This window comes from Crenothrix sp. (assembly GCF_043729335.1).
Lineage (GTDB): Bacteria > Pseudomonadota > Gammaproteobacteria > Methylococcales > Methylomonadaceae > Crenothrix.
The window spans coordinates 134,699-155,593 of sequence record NZ_JAYTLQ010000050.1 but is presented as its reverse complement, the minus strand read 5'-3'; the positions used below and the strand labels follow the sequence as shown (position 1 = coordinate 155,593).

The 20,895-nt window shown below is 42.5% G+C and carries 21 protein-coding genes; 13 read left to right on the top strand and 8 right to left on the bottom strand.

Translation table 11 applies throughout. From position 1 onward, the window contains the following. The first annotated feature begins 10 nt into the window (after positions 1-10). Positions 11-166, top strand: coding sequence for a topoisomerase DNA-binding C4 zinc finger domain-containing protein (locus ACHZC4_RS11480; RefSeq protein ID WP_394753986.1), 156 nt, complete (start codon positions 11-13; stop codon positions 164-166). A gap of 135 nt (positions 167-301) precedes the next feature. On the opposite strand, the gene ACHZC4_RS11475 is transcribed toward ACHZC4_RS11480, so the two are convergent. Beyond that, positions 302-697, bottom strand: a complete 396-nt coding sequence (locus ACHZC4_RS11475) for a hypothetical protein (RefSeq protein WP_394753985.1) — start codon at positions 695-697, stop codon at positions 302-304. 403 nt (positions 698-1,100) lie between these two features. On the opposite strand from ACHZC4_RS11475, the gene ACHZC4_RS11470 reads away from it, so the two are divergent. The 4 genes from ACHZC4_RS11470 (at position 1,101) to ACHZC4_RS11455 (ending at position 4,571) form a co-directional block, all read left to right on the top strand. After that, positions 1,101-1,832: a TorF family putative porin gene (locus tag ACHZC4_RS11470; protein WP_394753984.1), complete on the top strand. Its 732-nt coding sequence runs from the start codon at positions 1,101-1,103 to the stop codon at positions 1,830-1,832. 127 nt (positions 1,833-1,959) lie between these two features. Continuing rightward, positions 1,960-2,544: an RNA polymerase sigma factor gene (locus tag ACHZC4_RS11465; RefSeq protein WP_394753983.1), complete on the top strand. Its 585-nt coding sequence runs from the start codon at positions 1,960-1,962 to the stop codon at positions 2,542-2,544. An 18-nt stretch (positions 2,545-2,562) separates the two neighbouring features. Then, a complete protein-coding gene (locus ACHZC4_RS11460) occupies positions 2,563-3,282 on the top strand; it encodes a hypothetical protein (RefSeq protein ID WP_394753982.1) in 720 nt (239 codons plus the stop codon). Then, a complete protein-coding gene (locus ACHZC4_RS11455) occupies positions 3,279-4,571 on the top strand; it encodes a S8 family peptidase (protein ID WP_394753981.1) in 1,293 nt (430 codons plus the stop codon). The genes ACHZC4_RS11460 and ACHZC4_RS11455 overlap by 4 nt, the downstream gene beginning before the upstream one ends. Positions 4,572-4,597: 26 nt before the next feature. On the opposite strand, the gene ACHZC4_RS11450 is transcribed toward ACHZC4_RS11455, so the two are convergent. After that, entirely contained in the window at positions 4,598-5,053 is a 456-nt protein-coding gene (locus tag ACHZC4_RS11450; RefSeq protein WP_394753980.1) for a hypothetical protein, read from the bottom strand. 242 nt (positions 5,054-5,295) lie between these two features. Here ACHZC4_RS11450 and ACHZC4_RS11445 point away from each other — a divergent pair, with 242 nt between their 5' ends. The 7 genes from ACHZC4_RS11445 to ACHZC4_RS11415 all read left to right on the top strand — a co-directional run bounded on the left by ACHZC4_RS11445 (position 5,296) and on the right by ACHZC4_RS11415 (position 10,203). Further along, positions 5,296-5,973, top strand: a complete 678-nt coding sequence (locus ACHZC4_RS11445) for a hypothetical protein (protein ID WP_394753979.1) — start codon at positions 5,296-5,298, stop codon at positions 5,971-5,973. 11 nt (positions 5,974-5,984) lie between these two features. Then, entirely contained in the window at positions 5,985-6,440 is a 456-nt protein-coding gene (locus tag ACHZC4_RS11440) for a hypothetical protein (RefSeq protein ID WP_394753978.1), read from the top strand. Positions 6,441-6,591: 151 nt separating this feature from the next. Further along, on the top strand, positions 6,592-6,966 hold the full coding sequence (locus ACHZC4_RS11435; RefSeq protein ID WP_394753977.1) for a copper resistance protein CopC: 375 nt from the start codon (positions 6,592-6,594) through the stop codon (positions 6,964-6,966). A 23-nt stretch (positions 6,967-6,989) separates the two neighbouring features. Then, positions 6,990-7,601, top strand: coding sequence for a hypothetical protein (locus ACHZC4_RS11430; RefSeq protein ID WP_394753976.1), 612 nt, complete (start codon positions 6,990-6,992; stop codon positions 7,599-7,601). A gap of 24 nt (positions 7,602-7,625) precedes the next feature. Further along, on the top strand, positions 7,626-8,123 hold the full coding sequence (locus ACHZC4_RS11425; protein WP_394753975.1) for a hypothetical protein: 498 nt from the start codon (positions 7,626-7,628) through the stop codon (positions 8,121-8,123). Positions 8,124-8,305: 182 nt separating this feature from the next. Next, positions 8,306-8,617 (top strand): hypothetical protein, encoded by a 312-nt coding sequence (locus ACHZC4_RS11420; protein ID WP_394753974.1) that lies wholly within the window; start codon positions 8,306-8,308, stop codon positions 8,615-8,617. 113 nt (positions 8,618-8,730) lie between these two features. Further along, positions 8,731-10,203, top strand: coding sequence for a RimK family protein (locus tag ACHZC4_RS11415; RefSeq protein WP_394753973.1), 1,473 nt, complete (start codon positions 8,731-8,733; stop codon positions 10,201-10,203). A gap of 8 nt (positions 10,204-10,211) precedes the next feature. On the opposite strand, the gene ACHZC4_RS11410 is transcribed toward ACHZC4_RS11415, so the two are convergent. From ACHZC4_RS11410 to glgX, 5 genes are all read right to left on the bottom strand, one after another. Next, positions 10,212-12,380, bottom strand: a complete 2,169-nt coding sequence (locus ACHZC4_RS11410) for a RelA/SpoT family protein (RefSeq protein ID WP_394753972.1) — start codon at positions 12,378-12,380, stop codon at positions 10,212-10,214. Between the two features lie 12 nt (positions 12,381-12,392). Continuing rightward, positions 12,393-12,632: a DNA-directed RNA polymerase subunit omega gene (gene rpoZ, locus ACHZC4_RS11405; protein WP_087143800.1), complete on the bottom strand. Its 240-nt coding sequence runs from the start codon at positions 12,630-12,632 to the stop codon at positions 12,393-12,395. 154 nt (positions 12,633-12,786) lie between these two features. Continuing rightward, on the bottom strand, positions 12,787-13,959 hold the full coding sequence (locus tag ACHZC4_RS11400) for a phosphoglycerate kinase (RefSeq protein ID WP_394753971.1): 1,173 nt from the start codon (positions 13,957-13,959) through the stop codon (positions 12,787-12,789). Positions 13,960-14,026: 67 nt separating this feature from the next. Then, entirely contained in the window at positions 14,027-14,578 is a 552-nt protein-coding gene (locus ACHZC4_RS11395; protein WP_394753970.1) for a thioredoxin family protein, read from the bottom strand. A 302-nt stretch (positions 14,579-14,880) separates the two neighbouring features. Beyond that, positions 14,881-16,968, bottom strand: coding sequence for a glycogen debranching protein GlgX (glgX, locus tag ACHZC4_RS11390; RefSeq protein ID WP_394753969.1), 2,088 nt, complete (start codon positions 16,966-16,968; stop codon positions 14,881-14,883). 275 nt (positions 16,969-17,243) lie between these two features. Here glgX and glgA point away from each other — a divergent pair, with 275 nt between their 5' ends. Continuing rightward, entirely contained in the window at positions 17,244-18,683 is a 1,440-nt protein-coding gene (glgA, locus tag ACHZC4_RS11385; protein WP_394753967.1) for a glycogen synthase GlgA, read from the top strand. A gap of 39 nt (positions 18,684-18,722) precedes the next feature. On the opposite strand, the gene ACHZC4_RS11380 is transcribed toward glgA, so the two are convergent. Then, complete coding sequence (locus ACHZC4_RS11380; protein ID WP_394753966.1) at positions 18,723-20,525, bottom strand: hypothetical protein; 1,803 nt, start codon at positions 20,523-20,525, stop codon at positions 18,723-18,725. Positions 20,526-20,895: the final 370 nt, after the last annotated feature.

Genomic DNA, 20,895 nt, shown 5'->3' with positions numbered 1-20,895 from the left:
GATAAATAAAATGCTTGAAAACAAATCTCAGTCGTATGATATTTTATGTCCAAAATGCGGCAAAAAAATGGTATTGAGAACGGCATTAAGAGAAAATAATCAAGGTAAGCAATTTCTGGGCTGCTCAGCTTATCCAAAATGCAAAATGATTAGACAGCTCGTATAAAAACCTATCGAGCAACGTCCAAAAATGGCGACCTTAAAGGGCTCTGTTTTAAAGTGATTGCTCAAAACAGAACCGCTTTAAGATACCATCAAACAATTACATGATGCCTTACTTAAGTTAGTAACGGCATAACACTTATTTTTTCTTTGCCGTGCAAGCTTCTGAATCCGTTACTTTATAGCCATCCCGATCGACAATGGATGCAGTAACGTGGTTTTTCTTGATAAACCCTGCCTTTATTGCCGTTGCTCCCGCGCGGATATCCCCGCCATCGCTATCAAAATCAAATTCTACTTCTCCGCCCACAGGACGCTTCATTGGTAATTTAGAAAGTACCGTGACACCGCCTGAAGTAACCTGGGCTTTATAAGTCATATTTTTGGATAAGCTACGACCATCTACCGATATTTTTGAACGTGCCGTGCGGGTTTCACATCTTAAACGAATTGACTCTGCACTGGCTTCAACAATAAACACCGCATTAAGCACTAAAGTTGTTATGGCTAAGCTGATTACTTTTTTAAATTTCATTTTCATTCTCCACATTAAAATTAACAAACGACCTATCAAACGTATTATTTCCTGTTTAACATGCCTGTTAATGTGCAAACAGCAGAGAAAGGTTCAATTGAAAAAATTTTGTCTGGACGTGGCTACAAATATTGAAATAAACTCGGCAATCAGCAATTGCTTACTTTGCTGTCAGCAAATTTTTAGAAATTGTAGGTATAATTAAAGCTTTTAATAATAAATAGCTAATTTGTTGATTTCTACCTACAAGTAGACGGTTTATTAGCGTAGGACATTTTTTAACATACTGATCTTAAATGTTAAGCTTTGGCTTTATATTTTTAAAGAACCGCCCTGACGCGCATCAGTAAATATGTGATTCTTTCCTGCACCGTACTGAACACTGTAATAAAAGGTTAACATTATGCCGAAAGCAGTACTGTCACTTCAAATACTGTGTTTGGTTTTATTACTTTATCCGGCGACCAGTTGCGCAAAACTGCGTGCTACAGTAACGATGACCACCAATAATGTTCAGCGCTGGTTTACTAAAAGCAATAATAACGTTGCGGCACAAGCCAATCTTGATTATCAGCATAGCTCTGGTTTGTACTTGGGTAGCTCGGTTTCAAATATTGATTTTGAATCTGACGAGCATCCCGACTCGTCACATGTAGAAATTATCCCGTATTTAGGCTGGAGCTTTAAGCTAGCAGAGAAATGGCGGATAGATGCGCAATGGTCACGGTATTTATATGATGGCGAAGTTTTTGGTCATGCAGCAGATTACAATGAATACTACCTGTTTGTACATTATAACGATCTATTTACCGGCAGAATTTCGTTTTCTGATGATTATTACAATGTAGGACATTCCGTTATTGATTATCAACTAACAGGTAAATACCCAGTGTTGGATAACCTGGAGTTTTCGGCAAGCTTTGGTTACAGCCAAACCCAAGCGGCACTGGGCTCGGATTATCCGTATTGGAACGCCGGTTTCACCTATTATTACAAGTTCTTAGCCGTTGATTTACGGTATATGGATGCCACTGAAACATCTGTTAATTACGCTACCGAAGTACAAATGCACAAACTTTATAATCCCCCTTTGTTAGATTCCAGCGTGGTCTTCTCTATTTCACTCGGTTTTTAAATAAAAAATAATTTTTATTAATTGAACCTTGTATCAATTTTTTGCAATACATCTAGTAGAAAGCCTATCACTTGCTATAGTAAGATTACAGTCAGAAAATTATAACGTGACGCTGGAGAAAATTTTCTTGAATACCTATAGCAGTGAACATAACCAGAAAGATAGCGACTTAATCAACCGTATCTGCACGGGCGATGAAAATGCCTTTGAACAGTTGTATCATCACTATTATCCTCGATTATTTCGGTTTATTGGTCGTACAACGTGGCGCGAAGATCTGAACGAAGAGGTCATTAATGATGTGATGTACACCGTATGGGAAAAAGCGGCGACGTACAATCATCAATGTAAGTTGTCTACGTGGATTTTTGGCATTGCTTACAACAAAACCCGGCAGGCATTACGCAATCAAGGCCATTTTGATGAGGATTCATTGAACGCTATGGAGATAGAAGGGGACTTATTTGGTGAGGAGGATGCCGAATTAAAACAACTGGAAACGCGGGAATGGCTGGATTCAATACTTAAGATACTGTCTTCAGATCAGCGGGTCGTTATTGAGCTGACTTATTTTGAAGGTCTGCATTACAGTGAAATTGCCTTGTTAATGGATTGCCCTGAAAATACCGTAAAAACCAGAATGCACCATGCCCGTAAAATTTTGGCAGTGCATCTAACCAATTATAAAAACGCTTCAGGATTAATGAACTAACTTACTTGAGGGACTCCCATGAAACCTACAGATGACAACCCTGCTGCAAGCCATGACGCTATTTTTATGTTGCTGCCCTGGTATGTCAATAAAACCTTACAAAGCACTGAGCTGACCAGGGTAGAGCGGCATTTAAATACCTGTCTTGTCTGCAAACGTGAACTTATTAGTTTGCAACGCTTAGCCGTGGCAGTAAATCACCCTTACGTGTCAAATGGAAACTCGCAAGCGTCTTTTGCACGCTTGAAAACGCGACTACACGCAACAGCTGAGCACCCACCAACAGCCCCTGTAGCAACCATTATTCGACCAGCTCAGTGGCATAATAAGGTTAAAGTGGGATTTTCAAATTCAACCCAGTCGGCATTGGCCGTAGCGGCAGTTATATTATTAGCAGTGCTGTTGCCACGTTTATTTTTAACAGATCCACTGCGCCACGAAGGCTACCAAACCTTATCTGATAGCAAAACTATTCACAGTAATTCCAATGAAATAAAAGTTATTTTTAAAAACAATACTTCGCAACAAACTATTGAGCAAATAGTCGCTTCTGTTCAAGGCTATATTATCAGCGGTCCTGATGCACAATCGTTATATACCCTAGGCTTTGAAAAAAACGTAGATGCGGCTCACGTTATGGATAAATTACCGCAATTAAAAAGCCATGCCGATATTGTTTTTGCTGAACCTGCCTATGGATTGTTATCAAAAACACAGGCTAAAGGAGAAAAACCATGAGACCAGAATTTAGGGCTCAATTGCTGGCCATTATGGTAGTATCGATTTTTGCTCTACCCGCATACGCTGAAAAACTGACTACTGCTGCTAGTACACCTGAATTAGCAGGGCTGTTTGATCAAAAAAATGCTGATCATTTATTACTGATTGCCTTTAAGGATCAATCGATCAATCGCATTCAAAGTACAGCGACGGCGTATATAAAACGCGGTGATTATGCCAGCTCAACATGGAGCCAACGCATTAGCGACGATATTGCAGCCGATTATCATATCCAAAAAATCACCGAGTGGCCGATGACAGCAGTCGGTGTGCATTGTATTGTCTACCAAGTGCCTTTAAATGTATCCGTTGCGGACGTCTTAAAACGTTTAGCGCAAGATACGCGGGTGGATATTGCCCAAAATATGCATGTATTTAACACCCGTGCCGGCAGTGGTACTGACCCCTATCTTCAGCTCCAGTCCAATTTACGTACCCTGCATATTGATCAGGTTCACGCAAAAGCCACGGGCAAGAATATTGTCATCGCTATGATTGATACCGGCGTTGATTTAGAGCATCCTGATTTAATCGGTCAAATCAGTCAAAACGAAAACTTTGCCAGCGACATTTCCAATAGCTTTTCACATGACAAACATGGCACAGCAGTTGCCGGTGTTATGGTTGCCAAAAAAGATAATGGTACCGGGATAACCGGTATTGCCCCCGATGCCAATCTAATTGCTTTAAAAGCCTGCTGGCCAGAACAATCCAATGCTATCGAAGCAGCTTGTAATAGCTTTACTTTGGCAATGGCCGTTAATACCGCTATTAAATCGGGGGCTAAAATTTTAAATATGAGCCTGACTGGCCCCCAGGATGCCCTATTGGAATTGCTGTTAAATAAAGCTATTGCTGACGGTATGATTGTGGTTGCCGCCGACACGGGGCATGGAGCGGCTAATGAAAACTTCCCGGCTTCTTTAAAAAATGTTATTTCCGTGCAATCCATTAAGCAAGGAGATAGCGCCGACAAATCATTACTGCCAGCGCTGGCAGCGCCAGGAGATAAAATACTCACCACCCTACCCTATGGCACTTACGATTTTATTTCCGGAAGCTCTATTGCCGCTGCCGAAGTATCGGGCATTATTGCTTTACTGCTGGAATTAAAGCCGGATTTAACCTTAGCAGAAGCACAAACCGCACTGCATAAATCTGAGTTACCGGCCGGAAAGGGTTACACACCCGGCATTAATGCCAATGGCGCTGCATTAGCGTTATGCGAAACCGATGTCTGTCAGTAAACTATTTTCACTTAAATAACAGGCTATTACTTACAAACAGCATCCATAAAATTACGCAGTGTCATAGCAGAAGCGCTTTCATTGTAGGTGTTTTGTTCTGGCGCACCGCTATCCTCATACAAAAAGACTTTTGTCATTTTGCCGCCCGCCTTTTTATAGTAGCCCTGATAAACGGTTGACGGCATATCGGCTATCTGCGCGTCAGGCTTTTTTATAGTGCCAGTTGCAGCGTCAGCAATCGCTTTTCTTATACTCACCACACTAAATTGCTCCACTGTTGTCTTTTTTGAAGACAGCCCATTTAACCGACTTGTTTTTATCAGCAAGCCTTGGTCATCTAAAGTACAGGTTGTGTATAACGCATATTCTTGCATGACAAAACCCGGTGCAGTGGTTTTTACCAATAGTGTGCTTGCCGATGCCACTGTGGTAGCCGCGCATAAAGCCAATGAAATAAAGCCGTACGAAGTCAATTTCAACATAATAATCTCCAAAATAGTGAACATATTTAATTCATTAAAGCCCTTAATATGTAATTTATTTACAAGAGGCCTTAATGGCTATCCATAAGCCTAGCCTAAAACTCACTAATGTCTAGGTTATGTTGACACTTTGTCGCAACCACATAAACACTGTAACGATGCAGGAAATTTTCCTATCTTTCGTGTATATTGCTGCATGTGGTTTTCAAACTTGCATTAATAAGTGATAATTGTAAGCAGGCTTGATAGGTAGAAAAATCGGAAAAATTTCTATTGTGGACCTTATTTTGCCGGACTTACAACTACTATTAAACGCCTCAACAACAGGTACAATAACCGCTATGGCTCATGATGCTATTGATTCCCATCAATTAACCAAAACTTTAATTCGTTTCCAAGCCATCTGTGCTTTAGCACTGCTGGTAATGATAAGTGGGCTGGATTTATTTTTTCCAACCCAGTATGCCCTGCAAGCCGCTGTTCACGGTATTAGCACAATTTCGGCGCTAGTCGTTAGTACGTATATGACACACCGTGCTTACTTCTTGTTGCGGGGTGCTACAGTAAATTATAAATCACTAAGAAAATGGACACTAGGATCGACAACACTCAATTTATTGGGTGCTATAAGTGGTAACTGGATTTATATGCGTTATCGTGGGCAAGACGGTCCTAAAGAATGGATAATGCAAAACGCTCCTGAGTTTCATAAAGTACTCATGGAGTTTAAAGAGTTTGTCTCACTTTTTCCTTTTCCTCTCATGGTCGTAGCCTGCTTCGCGTTGTTTTACTACAAAGATGGCATTCATTTTCGTCACGACATTAAGCAATTTATCGCTATTATTATCATGGCCTCATGGTTTTTCTTAATGCTGGGCTTTGTGTCTGGTTTAGTTTTGGCAAAATTGCGCTTTGTTTAACAGGGAATAACATGAATAATAAATCAAACTCAAATCAACACAGTCAAGATACGGATTTAGATACACTACAATCGGACATTCCCGTCTACTCAGGACCTATTGTTGGCGCTACCTTATCCGCATTGCTGGGTTTTTTAACATTGGTCATTTCTCATCATGTATCGCGTTTGACAAAAGGTCTGGATCAAACAATACATGCTTATGGTCATTGGATACCTGGCTCGACCGGCACGGGTCCTGACGGCAGCATTGGTTCTTACAGTGGCAAAGAAACTCTCGCCTTATTTGTTTGGTTTACAACTTGGCTGATTTTTCATTGTTTATGGCGTAAACAAGATTTTTCTCTGCGTGCATTGACTCCTTTACTTATCGGCACCTTATTTTTTCTGATGTTAGGTCTATTCCACCCGTTAATCGATCCTGTTGTATTATTTATTGCTGGATTATTTGGTTACGCCTCTCCCTAGCAAGAAAAATTATTAACTCTTGCACGATATACAACGTAAAATAAATGTAACATACACAGATACAGCACAAAGATGGGTTAACCTAATTAAAATCCTCTTTTGATGCCCCACTGCTTAACTTACTTTATTTTTATACCTTAAACTGAAATTTATGAAATTCAACTCCTGCAAAGTTGCCGTCAGTCTGCTTATAATGTCACAGTTTATGCTGATGCAGCCACTCCATGCTGAAGGCATTTTATTAGGTGGGCAGCCACAAGATAACGCCGAAATCAGCAATTTTGATGGTAAAATTATCTTATCATTTAGCGGTAATGTTAGCGAACGTGCGCCATCTTTACTGGTAGTCGATAGCAAAGGTACGCGCATGGATAACAAAGATGTGGCTTTAGAGATTGGGCCGCGCAGTAAATTAACAGCGACTACACCCACGTTATCACCGGGTCCTTACGTGATCCGCTACCGTGTCGTTACCGAAGACGGCTTGATTGTCAGCGGTATTCGCCGGTTTACTATCAAAAACTAAAGCAGTGGCTTTACGGGGCAAACATGACTTCATTAACAAAAATTTTTACGGTAGCGGCATTAGTGCTAACGACAGCCACAGCCTCTGCATCAATTCCGTTGGGCGGTGTTCGAAAATCCACCGACGGTAAATACGATTTGTATGGCTGTATGCAAACTAACGATTACTACGTTGCCAATTTTGCCGCCTTCCAGACGCAACCAGGCAAACCCGTTGACCCTAAAAAAATGCCGCCACCGGAGTGTGTCACGCTGCCTGCATTAGGAACAACCCTCATCTCAGTGGATTTGCTGGATAGGGATGTGCGCCGCAAGGAAGTCAGCATGAAAGTTACCGGTGACAAGGGCGCTGTTCTGCTGGAAACACCACCCACTATGGCCAAGCAAGGTGTCATCACTGGCACTGTGGATTTTAAAACCAAAGGCAATTACACCGTGGTATTAACAGTCAATGATACCGACTTGCACACGCCATCTGAAATCAGTGCGCTACGCATTCCTATTACGGTAGCTATGGATGTGGTGGAACCTGCATCAAAAACGGCGATGATTTCATTTTTTGGCTTTATGGGCGCATTGGTGGTCATGCTGGCCGTATTGGTTCCACGCTTTGTTAAACCTAATACAGCGGCTTAACATTCACTTATTCAAGAGGGTTTCATGTCTCATACTTATCCATTGAAACGATTAGCGGTCATTGCCTCTGTGTTATCGTATACACTGATTTTATCGGCATGTGCTACCCATAATACAGAAGACGAACACACTGTCTACGCACCGGGTTTAGGTGAATTTATGGCGCAAATCAGTACTCGGCATATTAAACTTTGGTATGCGGGCGATGCTGAAAATTGGCAATTAGCTGATTATGAACTGGAGGAAATACACGAAGGCTTGGATGATCTGGCCAAATACCATCCAACGCATGACAAAATTAAGGGTTCAATCCCAAACATGATTGCCGTTTACATGAAAGCACCTCTGGAGCAAACAGAAGCGGCCATCAAAGTTAAAAACGTGGGGGCGTTTCGTGCCGGTTATGACAGCTTAACCACCGCTTGCAACAGTTGCCATCAAGCTAATAATTTTGGTTTTAACGTCATTGCTCGGCCTTCTGGTAATCCGTTTACCAATCAATCATTTCAAACCCAGCTATAAATACAACTCCAGCATCGTTCAGATTTATCAGATTTTAAAATAGTATTTTCGACAAATGATGTACCCGTAGAGAGGCTAAATATTGCGTCTCTACGTTTTTTCAATTCTTATTGTTCAGTGTTTATTCAGCAAGGGCTCTGTAAGCTATGCCCCTATATTCAATCATTTGATGTAGGTGAGTTATGGCTTTTTATCAAACACCCCACTACGAAAAAACTATATTCAGCGACTTGCTGGGTTCATGGGCACTTCTAAAAAAATCTGTCGAAAACGAACATCGCACTAAAGATTGCTCCCAACTTCTTTTTTATATTTCTGTAGCCATGAGTTGGGAGAGCATGCGGAATTTAAAACACATGAAAAATACACTTCTACTCATTCAAAGTATTGCCCAACAAATAGGTATCACTGATGAGACGGCTGGATTTGTGGACAAGGTTGGGATCATTTTATCTGAGGCATTGGATAGACTGCAAAAAACAAAATTACGCTAAAATATTCATTTACCCATTCAGAATGAAATATTAACAACGGATAGGCAAATACCCTTGTATAAAAGCCATTCTAATACCAAAATTGTAGCTTACTAAATTAAGGATTTTTTACTATGGCACGTACTCTTCTGGTTGTGGATAGCCTTTCCGACTGGAGCCCCTATTACCCTAGCGATCACGTCATTACCTTTGAAAGCTATCTGGCTACCGAACAGAACGAAACTGAACACCGCGTTCGTATTATTAATCTTTGCGGCAGTTATTCTTATCTTTCCGATGGTTATTACTGTTCTTTACTGGCCGAGGCACGTAGCCATCACGTTATTCCATCCGTTAAAGTACTTAATGATTTAGAAAAACAGGCACTGTACCAATTACAAATTGAAGACTTGTCACAAGCGTTGGCAAAAGCATTAAAAAGCTGCGATAAAGCCACCGAAGTTACCGTGTTAAGTTATTTTGGCACAACGCCAGATTCGGCCTACCAAGAACTTGCCCGTTTATTGTTTGAACGTTTTTCGTGTCCGGTATTGGCCATTACCTTAAGTTTTCGACAGCAATGGGAAATCACTAATTTAACAGCCATTTCCCATCGCGATTTAAATGATGCCCAAGAAACTATCTTTGCAACCGCTTTAGACCGCTTCAGCAAAAAAGTCTGGCATAAAGGCCGCACCCGAAAATCTGCCCGCTACGACTTGGCCATACTGGTAAACCCCAGTGAAAAAATGCCGCCCAGTAACCGTGCAGCACTGAAAAAATTTATCAATGCCGGAAGGCAACTGGGTATAGAAGTAGAATTAATTTCCCCGCAACATTATGCGCGTTTGCCAGAATTTGATGCCCTGTTTATTCGAGAAACTACCGGCATAGATCATCATACTTATCGCTTCGCCAAAAAAGCCGAAGCCGAAGGGTTAGTCGTGGTAGACGATCCAACTTCAATGTTACGTTGCACCAATAAAGTCTATCTTGCTGATTTGTTTCGTACCCACAAAGTACCTTCACCCAAAACCTGGATATTGCATCGCGGTAATACCCAGCATTTAGACAAAGTGGAAAGCGAGGCGGGTTTTCCAGTCATTATAAAAATTCCGGACGGCTCGTTTTCGCGCGGCATTGTAAAAGTCACCGACCGCAAAGACCTTGAGATTAAAGTCGCCGAATTGTTTCAACAATCGGCTTTGTTACTGGCGCAGGAGTTTCTATATACCGACTTTGATTGGCGCATTGGTGTTTTTAACAATAAAGCGCTGTATGCGTGCCGTTACTACATGGTTAAAAACCATTGGCAAATCTATCGCCATAACGAAACTCGTGTAGATAGCGGCAATTTTGACACTATGGCTACTTTTGATGTCCCTAAACTTGTTCTGGAAGCCGCACTTAAAGCCACCCAAACCATAGGGGATGGTTTATACGGTGTAGATGTCAAAGAAAAAAATGGTAAGGGCTATGTGATTGAAGTGAATGACAACCCTAACATTGATAGCGGAATTGAAGATAAATATCTGGGTGAAGAGCTGTACCATTTAGTTATGGCGGAATTTTTGCGGCGTATGGAAAACCGCAGTAAAGGCTTGTGAGGATATTGCTAAGCTTTAACGCGGGTAATTTTTATCACAATGGCCAACTCTTTCAAGCGACGCATGATTTTGGCCAAATGCACACGGTCTTTAACGGTTAAGGTAATTAAATCTACCGAAACATGTGCATCTTGGTCAACCACGGTGACATTCTCAATATTGGAATCCAGTTCCGAAATAGTTGAGGCAATTATCGCCAATGCGCCGCGCTGATTGAGTATTTCTATGCGTAATTCAGCAGGAAAATCACCCACAGCGTCATTGCTCCATTCCACTTCCAACCAGCTGGTGTGTTTTTTTCTGACAATATTGCTGTTGCGGCATTCATGATGATGGACAACAATGCCTTTGCCCGGATTAAAAAAACCGATAATTGAATCGCCGGGAATAGGCCTGCAACACTTGGCCAGATTAATGACCATACCTTCGGTTCCCTTAATAACCAAAGGAGATTTTTGACTATGATCGCCGTCATCTAACTTAATATTAGCGTGAATGTCATCTTGCAGCAGACGTTTAGCAATCAAAAAAGGCATTTTATTGCCTAAGCCAATATCTTCAAGCAAGGCATCAAATGACGGCATGGCAGTCACTTCAAGCAGCTCTTTAATGCGTTGTTCCGAAATGCTATCTAACTGGGTATGCAAGGCTTGCAGCTCTTTTTCAAGCAGGCGCCGACCTAAATTAATGGCTTCCAGCTGTTTGAAGTTTTTAAGATAATTGCGAATACTGGAACGCGCTTTCGCCGTTGCCACATAGCTTAACCACAACGGATTCGGCCTTGCCCAAACGGCAGTAATCACTTCTATGGTCATGCCATTTTCAAGGCGAGTTTGCAGCGGTACTAATTGCCGATCAATTCTTGCCGAAACACAGGCATTGCCCACGTCGGTATGGACTGCGTAAGCAAAATCAATAATAGTCGCACCACGAGGCAATTTAATAATGCCGCCTTTAGGCGTAAAAACAAATACTTCCTGAGGAAACAGATCAATTTTTAGATTATCAATAAACTCCAGCGAGTCACCGGCAGTTTTTTGTATTTCCAACAAATCCCGTAGCCATTCGTTAGCGCGATCCTGAAATTTTAGTGATTTATCATCTTCGGATTTATAAAGCCAATGCGCAGCAATGCCTGATTCGGACATGCGGTGCATTTCATGGGTTCTGATTTGAATTTCAATAGGCAATCCATAAGGCCCCATCAATATGGCATGTAACGACTGGTAGCCATTGGCTTTAGGCAAGGCAATATAATCTTTAAAACGCCCGGGGATAGGTTTATACAGATTATGCATAACGCCTAACACACGGTAGCAGGTATCGACATCGTCACAAAAAATACGGAAGGCGTAGACATCAAAGACATCGGATAAAGAAATTTTCTTGTGCAGCATTTTTTTATAAATGCTGTACAGATTTTTTTCACGCCCTGCGACATCGCCTACCAATCCAGCTTCTTGCAAGCGATTTTTTATAGAATTTTCGATAGTGTCGATAATTTTTCGACGGTTACCACGGGCTTTTTTAACCGCGTTATTTAAAACCGCATGCCGTCTGGGATACATTTCTTCAAAGCTCAAAGATTCAAGCTTATGGCGCATACTGTTCATGCCCAACCGATTGGCGATCGGCGCATAAATATCCAGAGTTTCCCGGCAAATCCGGCGTTTTTTGTCTGCGGGCATAGCCCCCAGTGTTTGCATATTATGGAGACGATCCGCCAATTTCACCATAATAACGCGTAAATCTTTGCCCATCGCCAGAAACATTTTACGGACGTTTTCTGCCTGTGTTTCTGCCTGGGATTTGCTCCCAATTTTAGTGAGTTTGGTAACGCCATCTACCAATTCTGCCACTTGTGGATTAAATTGCGCCGCAAGTTCCTTTTTGGTAACGGCCGTATCTTCAATCACGTCATGCAAAATAGCTGCCATAATGCCATCAGCATCCATGCGCATTTCAGCCAGACTAATAGCTACTGTAACGGGGTGGCAGATATAGGCTTCACCGGTTTTACGGCGTTGACCGGAATGTGCAGCCGCGCCAAACTCATACGCGCGGATGCAGTCATTAATCCGATCCTGGTCAAGATAGCCAGCCAAAGTCGTGCATAAACGCTGAAGCAACTTGTCTTCAGGACGCTCAAACTCCAGAACTTCAGCCATTTCAACCATAAGCATCACATATTAAAACATAGAGACATGATCATAAGATTCACCAACACGGTGCAACAGATTAATGTTCTCTGTGGTTACGTGGCCGGCAGCAATTTCACGCAATGCCAATACCGTATCTTTGTCTTTGCCGCGCGGCAAAAATTCCGTCGCACCATGGCTTAATTGACGCGCTCTTGTGCTCGCCAACAATACCAGCTTGAAACGGTTTTCTACGTGTTCCAAACAATCTTCGATAGTTACTCTAGCCATTTTAAATCCTCTTTCATTAAAAAACTTGACCGGCGTAAACCGGTCAATAGGTTCTTGGGTTGGGTTTCGCGTTAAGGTCATAATAGGCCTAAGCCATAACTCAACTAAGTATTTGCCAATGTTGGGTTACGACTTACGACTAACCTAACTACCTTTATTGACGTGACTTTAATATCTCAACAGCTGGCAATTCTTTGCCTTCAAGAAACTCAAGAAATGCACCGCCACCGGTTGAAGTATACGAGATCTGATCTTCGATACCGTATTTATCAATTGCGGCCAACGTATCACCCCCACCGGCAATGGAAAAAGCCTTGCTTTCGGCAATCGCTTTAGACATGGTTTTAGTGCCGTTACCAAATTGGTCGATTTCAAACACGCCCACAGGGCCATTCCAGACAATAGTACCAGCAGACCTCAATAACTCGGCATATTTATTGGCAGTTTCAGGTCCAATGTCCAAAATTAAATCATCGGCTTCCACATCAGCCACGTTTTTAACCGTGGCTACGGCAGTTTCTGAAAACTCTTTTGCACAGACAACGTCGGTAGGAATAGGAATATCGGAACCTGCGCGTTTAGCAGCGTCAATTAAGCGTTTAGCTTCATCGATAAGGTCAGGTTCATACAATGATTTACCGACCGGAAATCCCATAGCAGCGATAAAGGTATTGGCAATACCACCACCGACTATTAATTGGTCAACTTTTTCAGACAGTGATTTTAATACCGTTAACTTAGTCGATACTTTAGAACCGCCGACAATCGCAATCAACGGTTTGTTAGGGGTTTCCAAAGCTTTGCCCAAAGCATCCAGTTCGCTGGCCAATAAAGGCCCTGCACACGCCACGGGCGCAAATTTTGCGACGCTGTGGGTGGAAGCCTGTGCCCTGTGTGCTGTGCCAAATGCATCCATAACGAAAACATCACATAATGCGGCCATTTTTTGGCCTAAGGCATCACTGTTCTTTTCTTCACCGACATTAAAACGCACGTTTTCACATAACACCACTTCACCGGGTGCAATGGTAATGCCGTTTATCCAGTCTTTTTCTAAGCGTACCGGCTTACCCAGCAAGCTGCTTAAGCGCTCAGCAACCGGCTTTAAAGACGATGCTTCGTCATACTGGCCTTCTTCGGGGCGACCTAAATGCGACATTACCATAACGGCAGCACCGGCGGCCAAGGCTTTTTCAATGGTGGGCACACTGGCTTGGATACGAATATCACTGGTTACCTGGCCATTTTTGATAGGCACGTTCAAATCTTGGCGTATTAATACCCGTTTACCGGATAAGTCCAGATCAACCATATTCTTAATCGACATATTTCTCTCTCTACTGGTTCAGTTTATGTAAATTTTGTTCAGTTTTAAACTCTAACTAAGATCAACCCTATTTCCATTTTATGGAACACCCAATACTGGCGATTTGTTGCTTCGACCCTTGCCCTGTTTGTGCAATTAACACCATGGCTTCAAATAGTTCACGTATTGTACCATCTGGCGCAGTTTCCTTGCGACTGGCATCCAAACGACCTCGGTATTGCAATTCATACTCGGCGTTATAGCCAAAAAAATCCGGTGTACACACCGCGCCGTAATCTTTGGCGACCTGTTGCGTTTCATCCCATAAATACGGGAAGTTATAGCCATGTTGCAGGGCAATTTGCTTCATGTTGTCAAAAGAATCAGCCGGATAATTAATGCTATCGTTAGACATAATCGCTACGGAATTAATCCCGTGCTGCTTAAGTTCCAGGGTATCTCTGATAATGCGCTCATGTACTGCCTTCACGTAAGGGCAATGATTGCAGATAAACATCACCAGTAAACCTTTTTCGCCCATACATTGCTCAAGTGACCACATTCGATCATCAACACCGGGCAAATTAAAATCGGGGGCTTTTTTGCCAAAATCACACACAGGGGGTTCTAGTGCGGCCATAAGTTACTCCTGTTTCAGGGGGTTATATAAATAGCTTTTCAAAGCAATATGGATAATAGCTTAGCGTGTTATAACTTTAATTGACTATTAACTTAAGACGGGACATCCGTCCGCCCTAAGCTCGTCGAAGGGTTTGTTGTTCACGGTTCGACAAGGCTCTCCATGAGCTTGTCGAATGACTCACCAAAAACGGCACACTTTCACCTGTCCCGCCTTAAGTTGGAAACCCACAACACTTCGCTTACAAAATTTTTGCTGGGGATTTCCATATAAAAAGCACTGAAGGCGCTCAATAGTCAGGCTTAAACATTTCTATTTTCCAGCACCACAACCGTCTGGGCAGGGACTGCATAATGCGGTGTTAATACTGGCTGCTGGTTTTCTGGTGCAATAATATCGTCAGGTGATGGCAGCGACGTATCCAGGGCAACGCACCATGCCTTGCCTTTTATTATCGGTAACTCAACAGCTTCCTGCTGATTGGACATATTCATAACAATATGTAGATCAGCTTCCTCTGTTTCGTAACCTGCCAAGGTAAAAGCCAATAATCTGGAATCAGCGTCATTCCATTGGGGTTTATTAATCTGGCTACCGTGCCAGGTAATATCCGCTATGTCTCTACCTTCGATAACTTTTCCGGTTAAAAAACGTCGCCGCATGATGGACGCATGGCGTTTACGTAAACTAATCAGACATTGCACAAACCGCAGCATGTCAGCATTGTCGGCGGCTTTTTGCCAATCTATCCAGCTTAAAGTATTGTCTTGGCAATAGGCATTATTATTACCCTGCTGGGAGTGGAGAATTTCATCACCGGCCAGTAACATAGGTACGCCCTGGCTGAGTAATAAAATGGCAAACGCATTTTTGGCCAGTTTTCTGCGTAAATCTAAAATGACTTTATTATCAGTCTCACCTTCCACACCCCAATTAAAACTGAGGCTGTTATTGCAGCCATCTCGGCTATCTTCGCCATTGGCTTCATTGTGTTTCTGGTTGTAACTTAATAAGTCATGCAGGGTAAAACCATCGTGGCAGGTTACAAAATTAATACTGCTGATCGGCAAGCGCCCCTGATGCTCGTACAAATCGCTACTGCCGCATATCCGCGTAGCAAGCTCTTTAATGACGCCTTTGTCGCCGCGCACAAAGCGCCGAACTACATCGCGGTAAATGCCGTTCCATTCGCCCCAGCGATAGCCCGGAAAACTCCCTACTTGATACAAGCCAGCCGCATCCCAGGCTTCGGCAATTAATTTGGTTTTAGCTAAGCGCTTGGATAATTCAATGCCCCACAGCACCGGCGGATCGGTTAAAACTTCGCCGTCTTGACCGCGCGATAATGTGCTTGCTAAATCAAAGCGAAAACCATCAACGTGCATTTCTTTAACCCAGTACTCCAAACAGTTGATAATAAAGCGCGTTACCAAAGGGTGATTCGCGTTGATGGTATTGCCGCAACCGGTGTAATCACGAAAAATACTTTTATCAAACTTGTCATGGTGATAAAAAATATTATCGCCTATGCCTCTAAAATTAATGATAGGCCCATCGACACCTGATTCGGAAGTATGGTTAAAAACCACATCCATGATGATCGCTATTTTGGCTTTGTGCAGTGCTTTAACCAAATCGCGAAACTCTTTGATGTGCGTACATTGTTCGGGTGTGACACAAAAACCCGGATGCGGACTAAAAAAACTATGCGGGCTATAGCCCCAGTAATTTTTTAACCCCAGTGCTGCTGTTGAATGCGGCACATCTTGTTCGTCAAATGCCATAATCGGCAATAACTCAACATGCGTAATACCCAGGCTTTGCAAATACGGAATTTTTTCAATCAGCCCTGAAAATGTACCTGGATTAGCGACTTTGGCAGAAGGGTGTTTAGTGAAGCCACCGACATGCAGCTCATAAATAATAGATTTTTCACTACTGATACGCAGTGGCGTTTCACCTTCCCAATCATAGCTTTCATCAACAACCACACAGCGCATGGCGGTAGCGCCATTATCACCGGCTCGACACGCCGCCCCACGATCCCACTTTTTATGACTGATTGCACGCGCCCAAGGGTCAATAAGGTGTTTATCTTTGTCAAAATGTAAGCCGGATGTGCGGATATTAGGGCCGTCCATACGCCAGACATACCAGATACCTACCGTTAATCCCACGACATAAACATGCCAGGAGAAAAAGGTTCTATTAATTTCTTTTTGTAATTCAATTACCTGAAATGGATGTTCGCTTTCTGCACTCTCAAACAACAATAGCTCGACATGAGTAGCGTGACGACTAAAAATAGAAAAATTAACCCCTCCCGTACCCAGTTTAGATCCTGATGGATAGGGCGTTCCAGACTTTAATTCGTGTTTTTTGTTTTTCATACTTCTTCTATTGTTTAAACAGGTTGCATTTTTATCTCTATGCGACAGATTAAAACCCTACCACTACCCAATATAGCGCCGCTATTAATAACAATGCCTGATTCTGGGCGGCAATTTTAATCTTTCCTCAACATCTCATTCAAGTTCTAAATTACAATACTCTGACGATTAAAGTCACTTAAAACCGGTTGTATCTTAACAGAGCGTTCGGTGTTTCAGACAAAGTGTCGTTAAAATCGCAAGAAATCACCCACGAAAAATTATAAAAAAATAATATGAAAAAAATACTTTTTGTTACCAGCGAGGCGCACCCCTTTATTAAAACGGGCGGTCTTGCTGATGTTTCAGGTAGCTTACCGAAAGCTTTGGCTGAATTATCTCAAGACATAAAAGTCATCATGCCTTATTACCAGGCGACAAAAACCTTTGCTGACATTGGCTATCGCTGTTCGTTGCGGGTGGATAATCGTGATGTCAACATTCTTGAAACATTCATGCCTGATAGCGAAGTTACTGTTTGGTTGGTTGATTGCCCTGAATTCTACCAACAACCGGGTAATCCTTATGTCGACGCACAGGGTAATCCTTGGCCTAATAATGCCGAGCGTTTCGCTCTATTGTGTCGTATCGCTGTTGAAGTGGCCATGAACAGAGCTTACTTAGACTGGAAAGCCGATATTGTGCATTGTAACGACTGGCAAACGGGGCTTGTTCCTGCCTTGTTGTCACTGGAAGACAATCGCCCTGCAACCGTATTCACCATACACAATATGGCGTATCAAGGCTTGTTTCCTGCCAATGTATTAACCGCGCTAAATCTTCCTGGGCAGTTATGGCATCCTGAAGGGCTAGAATTTCATGACATGCTGTCGTTTATTAAAGGTGGTTTGGTTTATGCCGATCGCATCACCACGGTAAGCCCGACCTACGCTTTAGAAATTCAAACTGCGCTTTATGGCTATGGCCTTGAAGGTTTATTAATCCACCGAAGTCCTGATTTAGTCGGTATTATTAATGGCATTGATACCAGCCTTTGGAATCCTGAAACAGATACCTATATTCCTCAGCATTACAACGCAGATAGCTTGGCTGACAAGCAACACAATAAAACAGAACTGCAAAAACGTATGGCATTGCCCGTCGATAGCAGCATACCTGTTCTGGGCTTAATCGGCCGTTTGGTTGAGCAAAAAGGCATCGATTTAATCATTGATTGCTTACCTGAATTGTTAGCTATGCCCGTGCAGTTTGTATTACTGGGTAGTGGCGATAAAAGTTTTGAACAGCGTTTACAAAACTTAATGCACGTTTATCCTAATAAATTGGCCATTACCATTGGCTATAATGAAGAGCTGGCGCACCTTATTGAAGCGGGGGTGGATATTTTCTTAATGCCATCACGCTTTGAGCCGTGTGGCTTAAACCAGATGTATAGCCAGCGTTATGGCACAATTCCAATCGTCAGAAACACCGGTGGATTAGCTGATACCGTGGTGGATAGCCTCTCTGAAAATATAGTTAATCATACGGCAACCGGCATTGTATTTAACGATGCCAACGCTAGCGCATTATTGGAAGCCATTAAACGCACATTATTATTGTACGGATTGCCTGATGCGTGGCTAATCATGCAAAAAAATGCCATGCACAGCGATTTTTCTTGGCGCCAAAGTGCACAGCACTATCTTGATTTATACCGAAACATTCAACTTTAACTTTTAAACCGCGCAGATTATAGGCTGCGCGGTTTAATCTTATTTAACCAAAACAATAGTTACTGTTGCCGGGGCTGTTTTTACGCCTTTATACAGCATAGTGTATTTAAATTGATAAGTGCCCAGCTTGTCTTTCCAATACTCAACTGGCTTCGTAGCCGCCAGAGCCGCTACAGTAAAGCGGAAAGCACCCGTGGCATCAAAACGCAGCGAAATGGAAGCTTTACCCGTACCGCCCCCTGCTATATTGCTGTCTATGCGCTTTAAGCTATTGGGTACAAGTGTGAACTTACGGTTTGTAGCGCCGACAGGTGAGTCATTTTTACCTACGCCATGGGCTACCGGTACATCAATAACTTGAACCCGAAGTAACTTAGTTGAAGGTTTGACGTACTTGTCAGCCTTTGCAACTGGAAGTATACCCGCACCAGGATTTTTATAAACCGCAGTACTTCCGTATCTGAGGCCGCCTTTAACTAACTCAAGGTAACTGCCGACAATGGACAAATAGTCCGTACCTGCCGAATCAGAATTAACATACATATCGCTAGGTATACTGGTAAAATCACCGCCTTCCTCTGGATACACAGGCGCCTTAACATCCCGTGTCCAATGTAATCCAGAATCAATGGAGCGCCAAAGGTAAATTTCTTTAGCAGGCACTGGCAACGTATTATTGGATATTCTAAAAGATGACCAATAGATATTGCCACTCTGGGCACTTCTAGTACCCAGTATGGGTGAAAAACCCTTTTTATAGCTAGGAATAGCACCGGTAGCGCGTAAGCCAGTCAGGTCATAATTAGCCTGTTGACTATATAAAACACCTTTAGATTTTTGAGTATCTCCGCCGGTAAAATCATCTGTCGCCTGAAGCGAATCTACATCAGGTATCCAAATGGCTTTGCCTGTGCCCGTAGGCGCTGGCGGTGTAAAAGTTAAGTCGCCAGTTTTTACCCTTTTTGAGCCGGCAATGGATTTCCAGCCTGGGTAATTCTTCATTTGAGCCGGTGATGGATTGTCCGACTGTTTAGCGGGTGATTTGCCATCCCAGGCAACAATAGCCGATTCTGCATCGTAATCGCCAAATAAAATGTAAATCCAGCCATTAAAAGGATTTTGTATCACACTATGAATATGAAACGTCTGTTGTGCCAGCCTATTCCATTCAAAAGCAATAGACCAGGTATTGCCCATATCGGTAGACTTCCACAAGGCCAGCCGTTTATCCTTACTGACATTGTATTCCCCGTAAAACAGCACGGTGGCGCAGTTTATGGTGGCCACTAATATTGAACGATGGTGCAAGGTACGGATATTAGGGCCGGGACTCACTGCGCCTTTAATTAGTCGTTCGCCCATATTCAGCACGGCTTGCTTATTGCCATACTCAGGTATACTGCCCTTGGCCACTGGGTTATTGCCTACATTGCCATTTTTGAATTTATACAAATAGCTATTCTTATTCGCGTCTTGAGCAGCAAATAAAACACTGCCATCAGGCAAAGGCCATATATTATCAATGGTTTTATAAGCAAAAGGTTTATTGGTTCTGCCTTTCGGGCTGAGATTATCAATATTGGATTTTGGATAAAGTGTTTTAGCACCAGCCGCAGTATACCTTACCAACTGCCTACCGTTATTTCCATTGACTGCATCCGTCCCCCAATAGATATCCGTGCCTAAAGTGCGCTTGGGACATGTTCCCGAGCCAGCAATGTAACTGGGCTCACGACTGTAAGGGTAAGCTTTGTTAAGCGTGAGAGCGCCATTTGCTGCATAAGAGACTGTTCCCCAACAAAAGCCAAAAACAACGACGATTATGTTCTGTATCAATTTCATAATTAATCCCTATACCTTTATGAGCATTACTATTACCATCCTTCTGCTAATTAGAATGATGACTTAATGCCCTGCACGATTTCAATAAATATACCGGTAAAATAAAAGAGTAAGCCCTGCTGCAACACAATAACCTGAAAAAAAGGCATTACTACAAATCTCTACTCATTTTTTGCAATTTATACAGCAAAGAAAACCCGTCTAACAATGAGTATTAATACCTATAAATAGGCCAACGTACTGTTATTACTTGTTTTATATAAATAATAAATGGTTTTTGATGCCTTTTAGCTTACTTGGCTTCGGCAAAAATTGCTATCACTGTTAAAGCGATGTTTTACGGGTAACTATGTTTGTGCTTAAAACACGA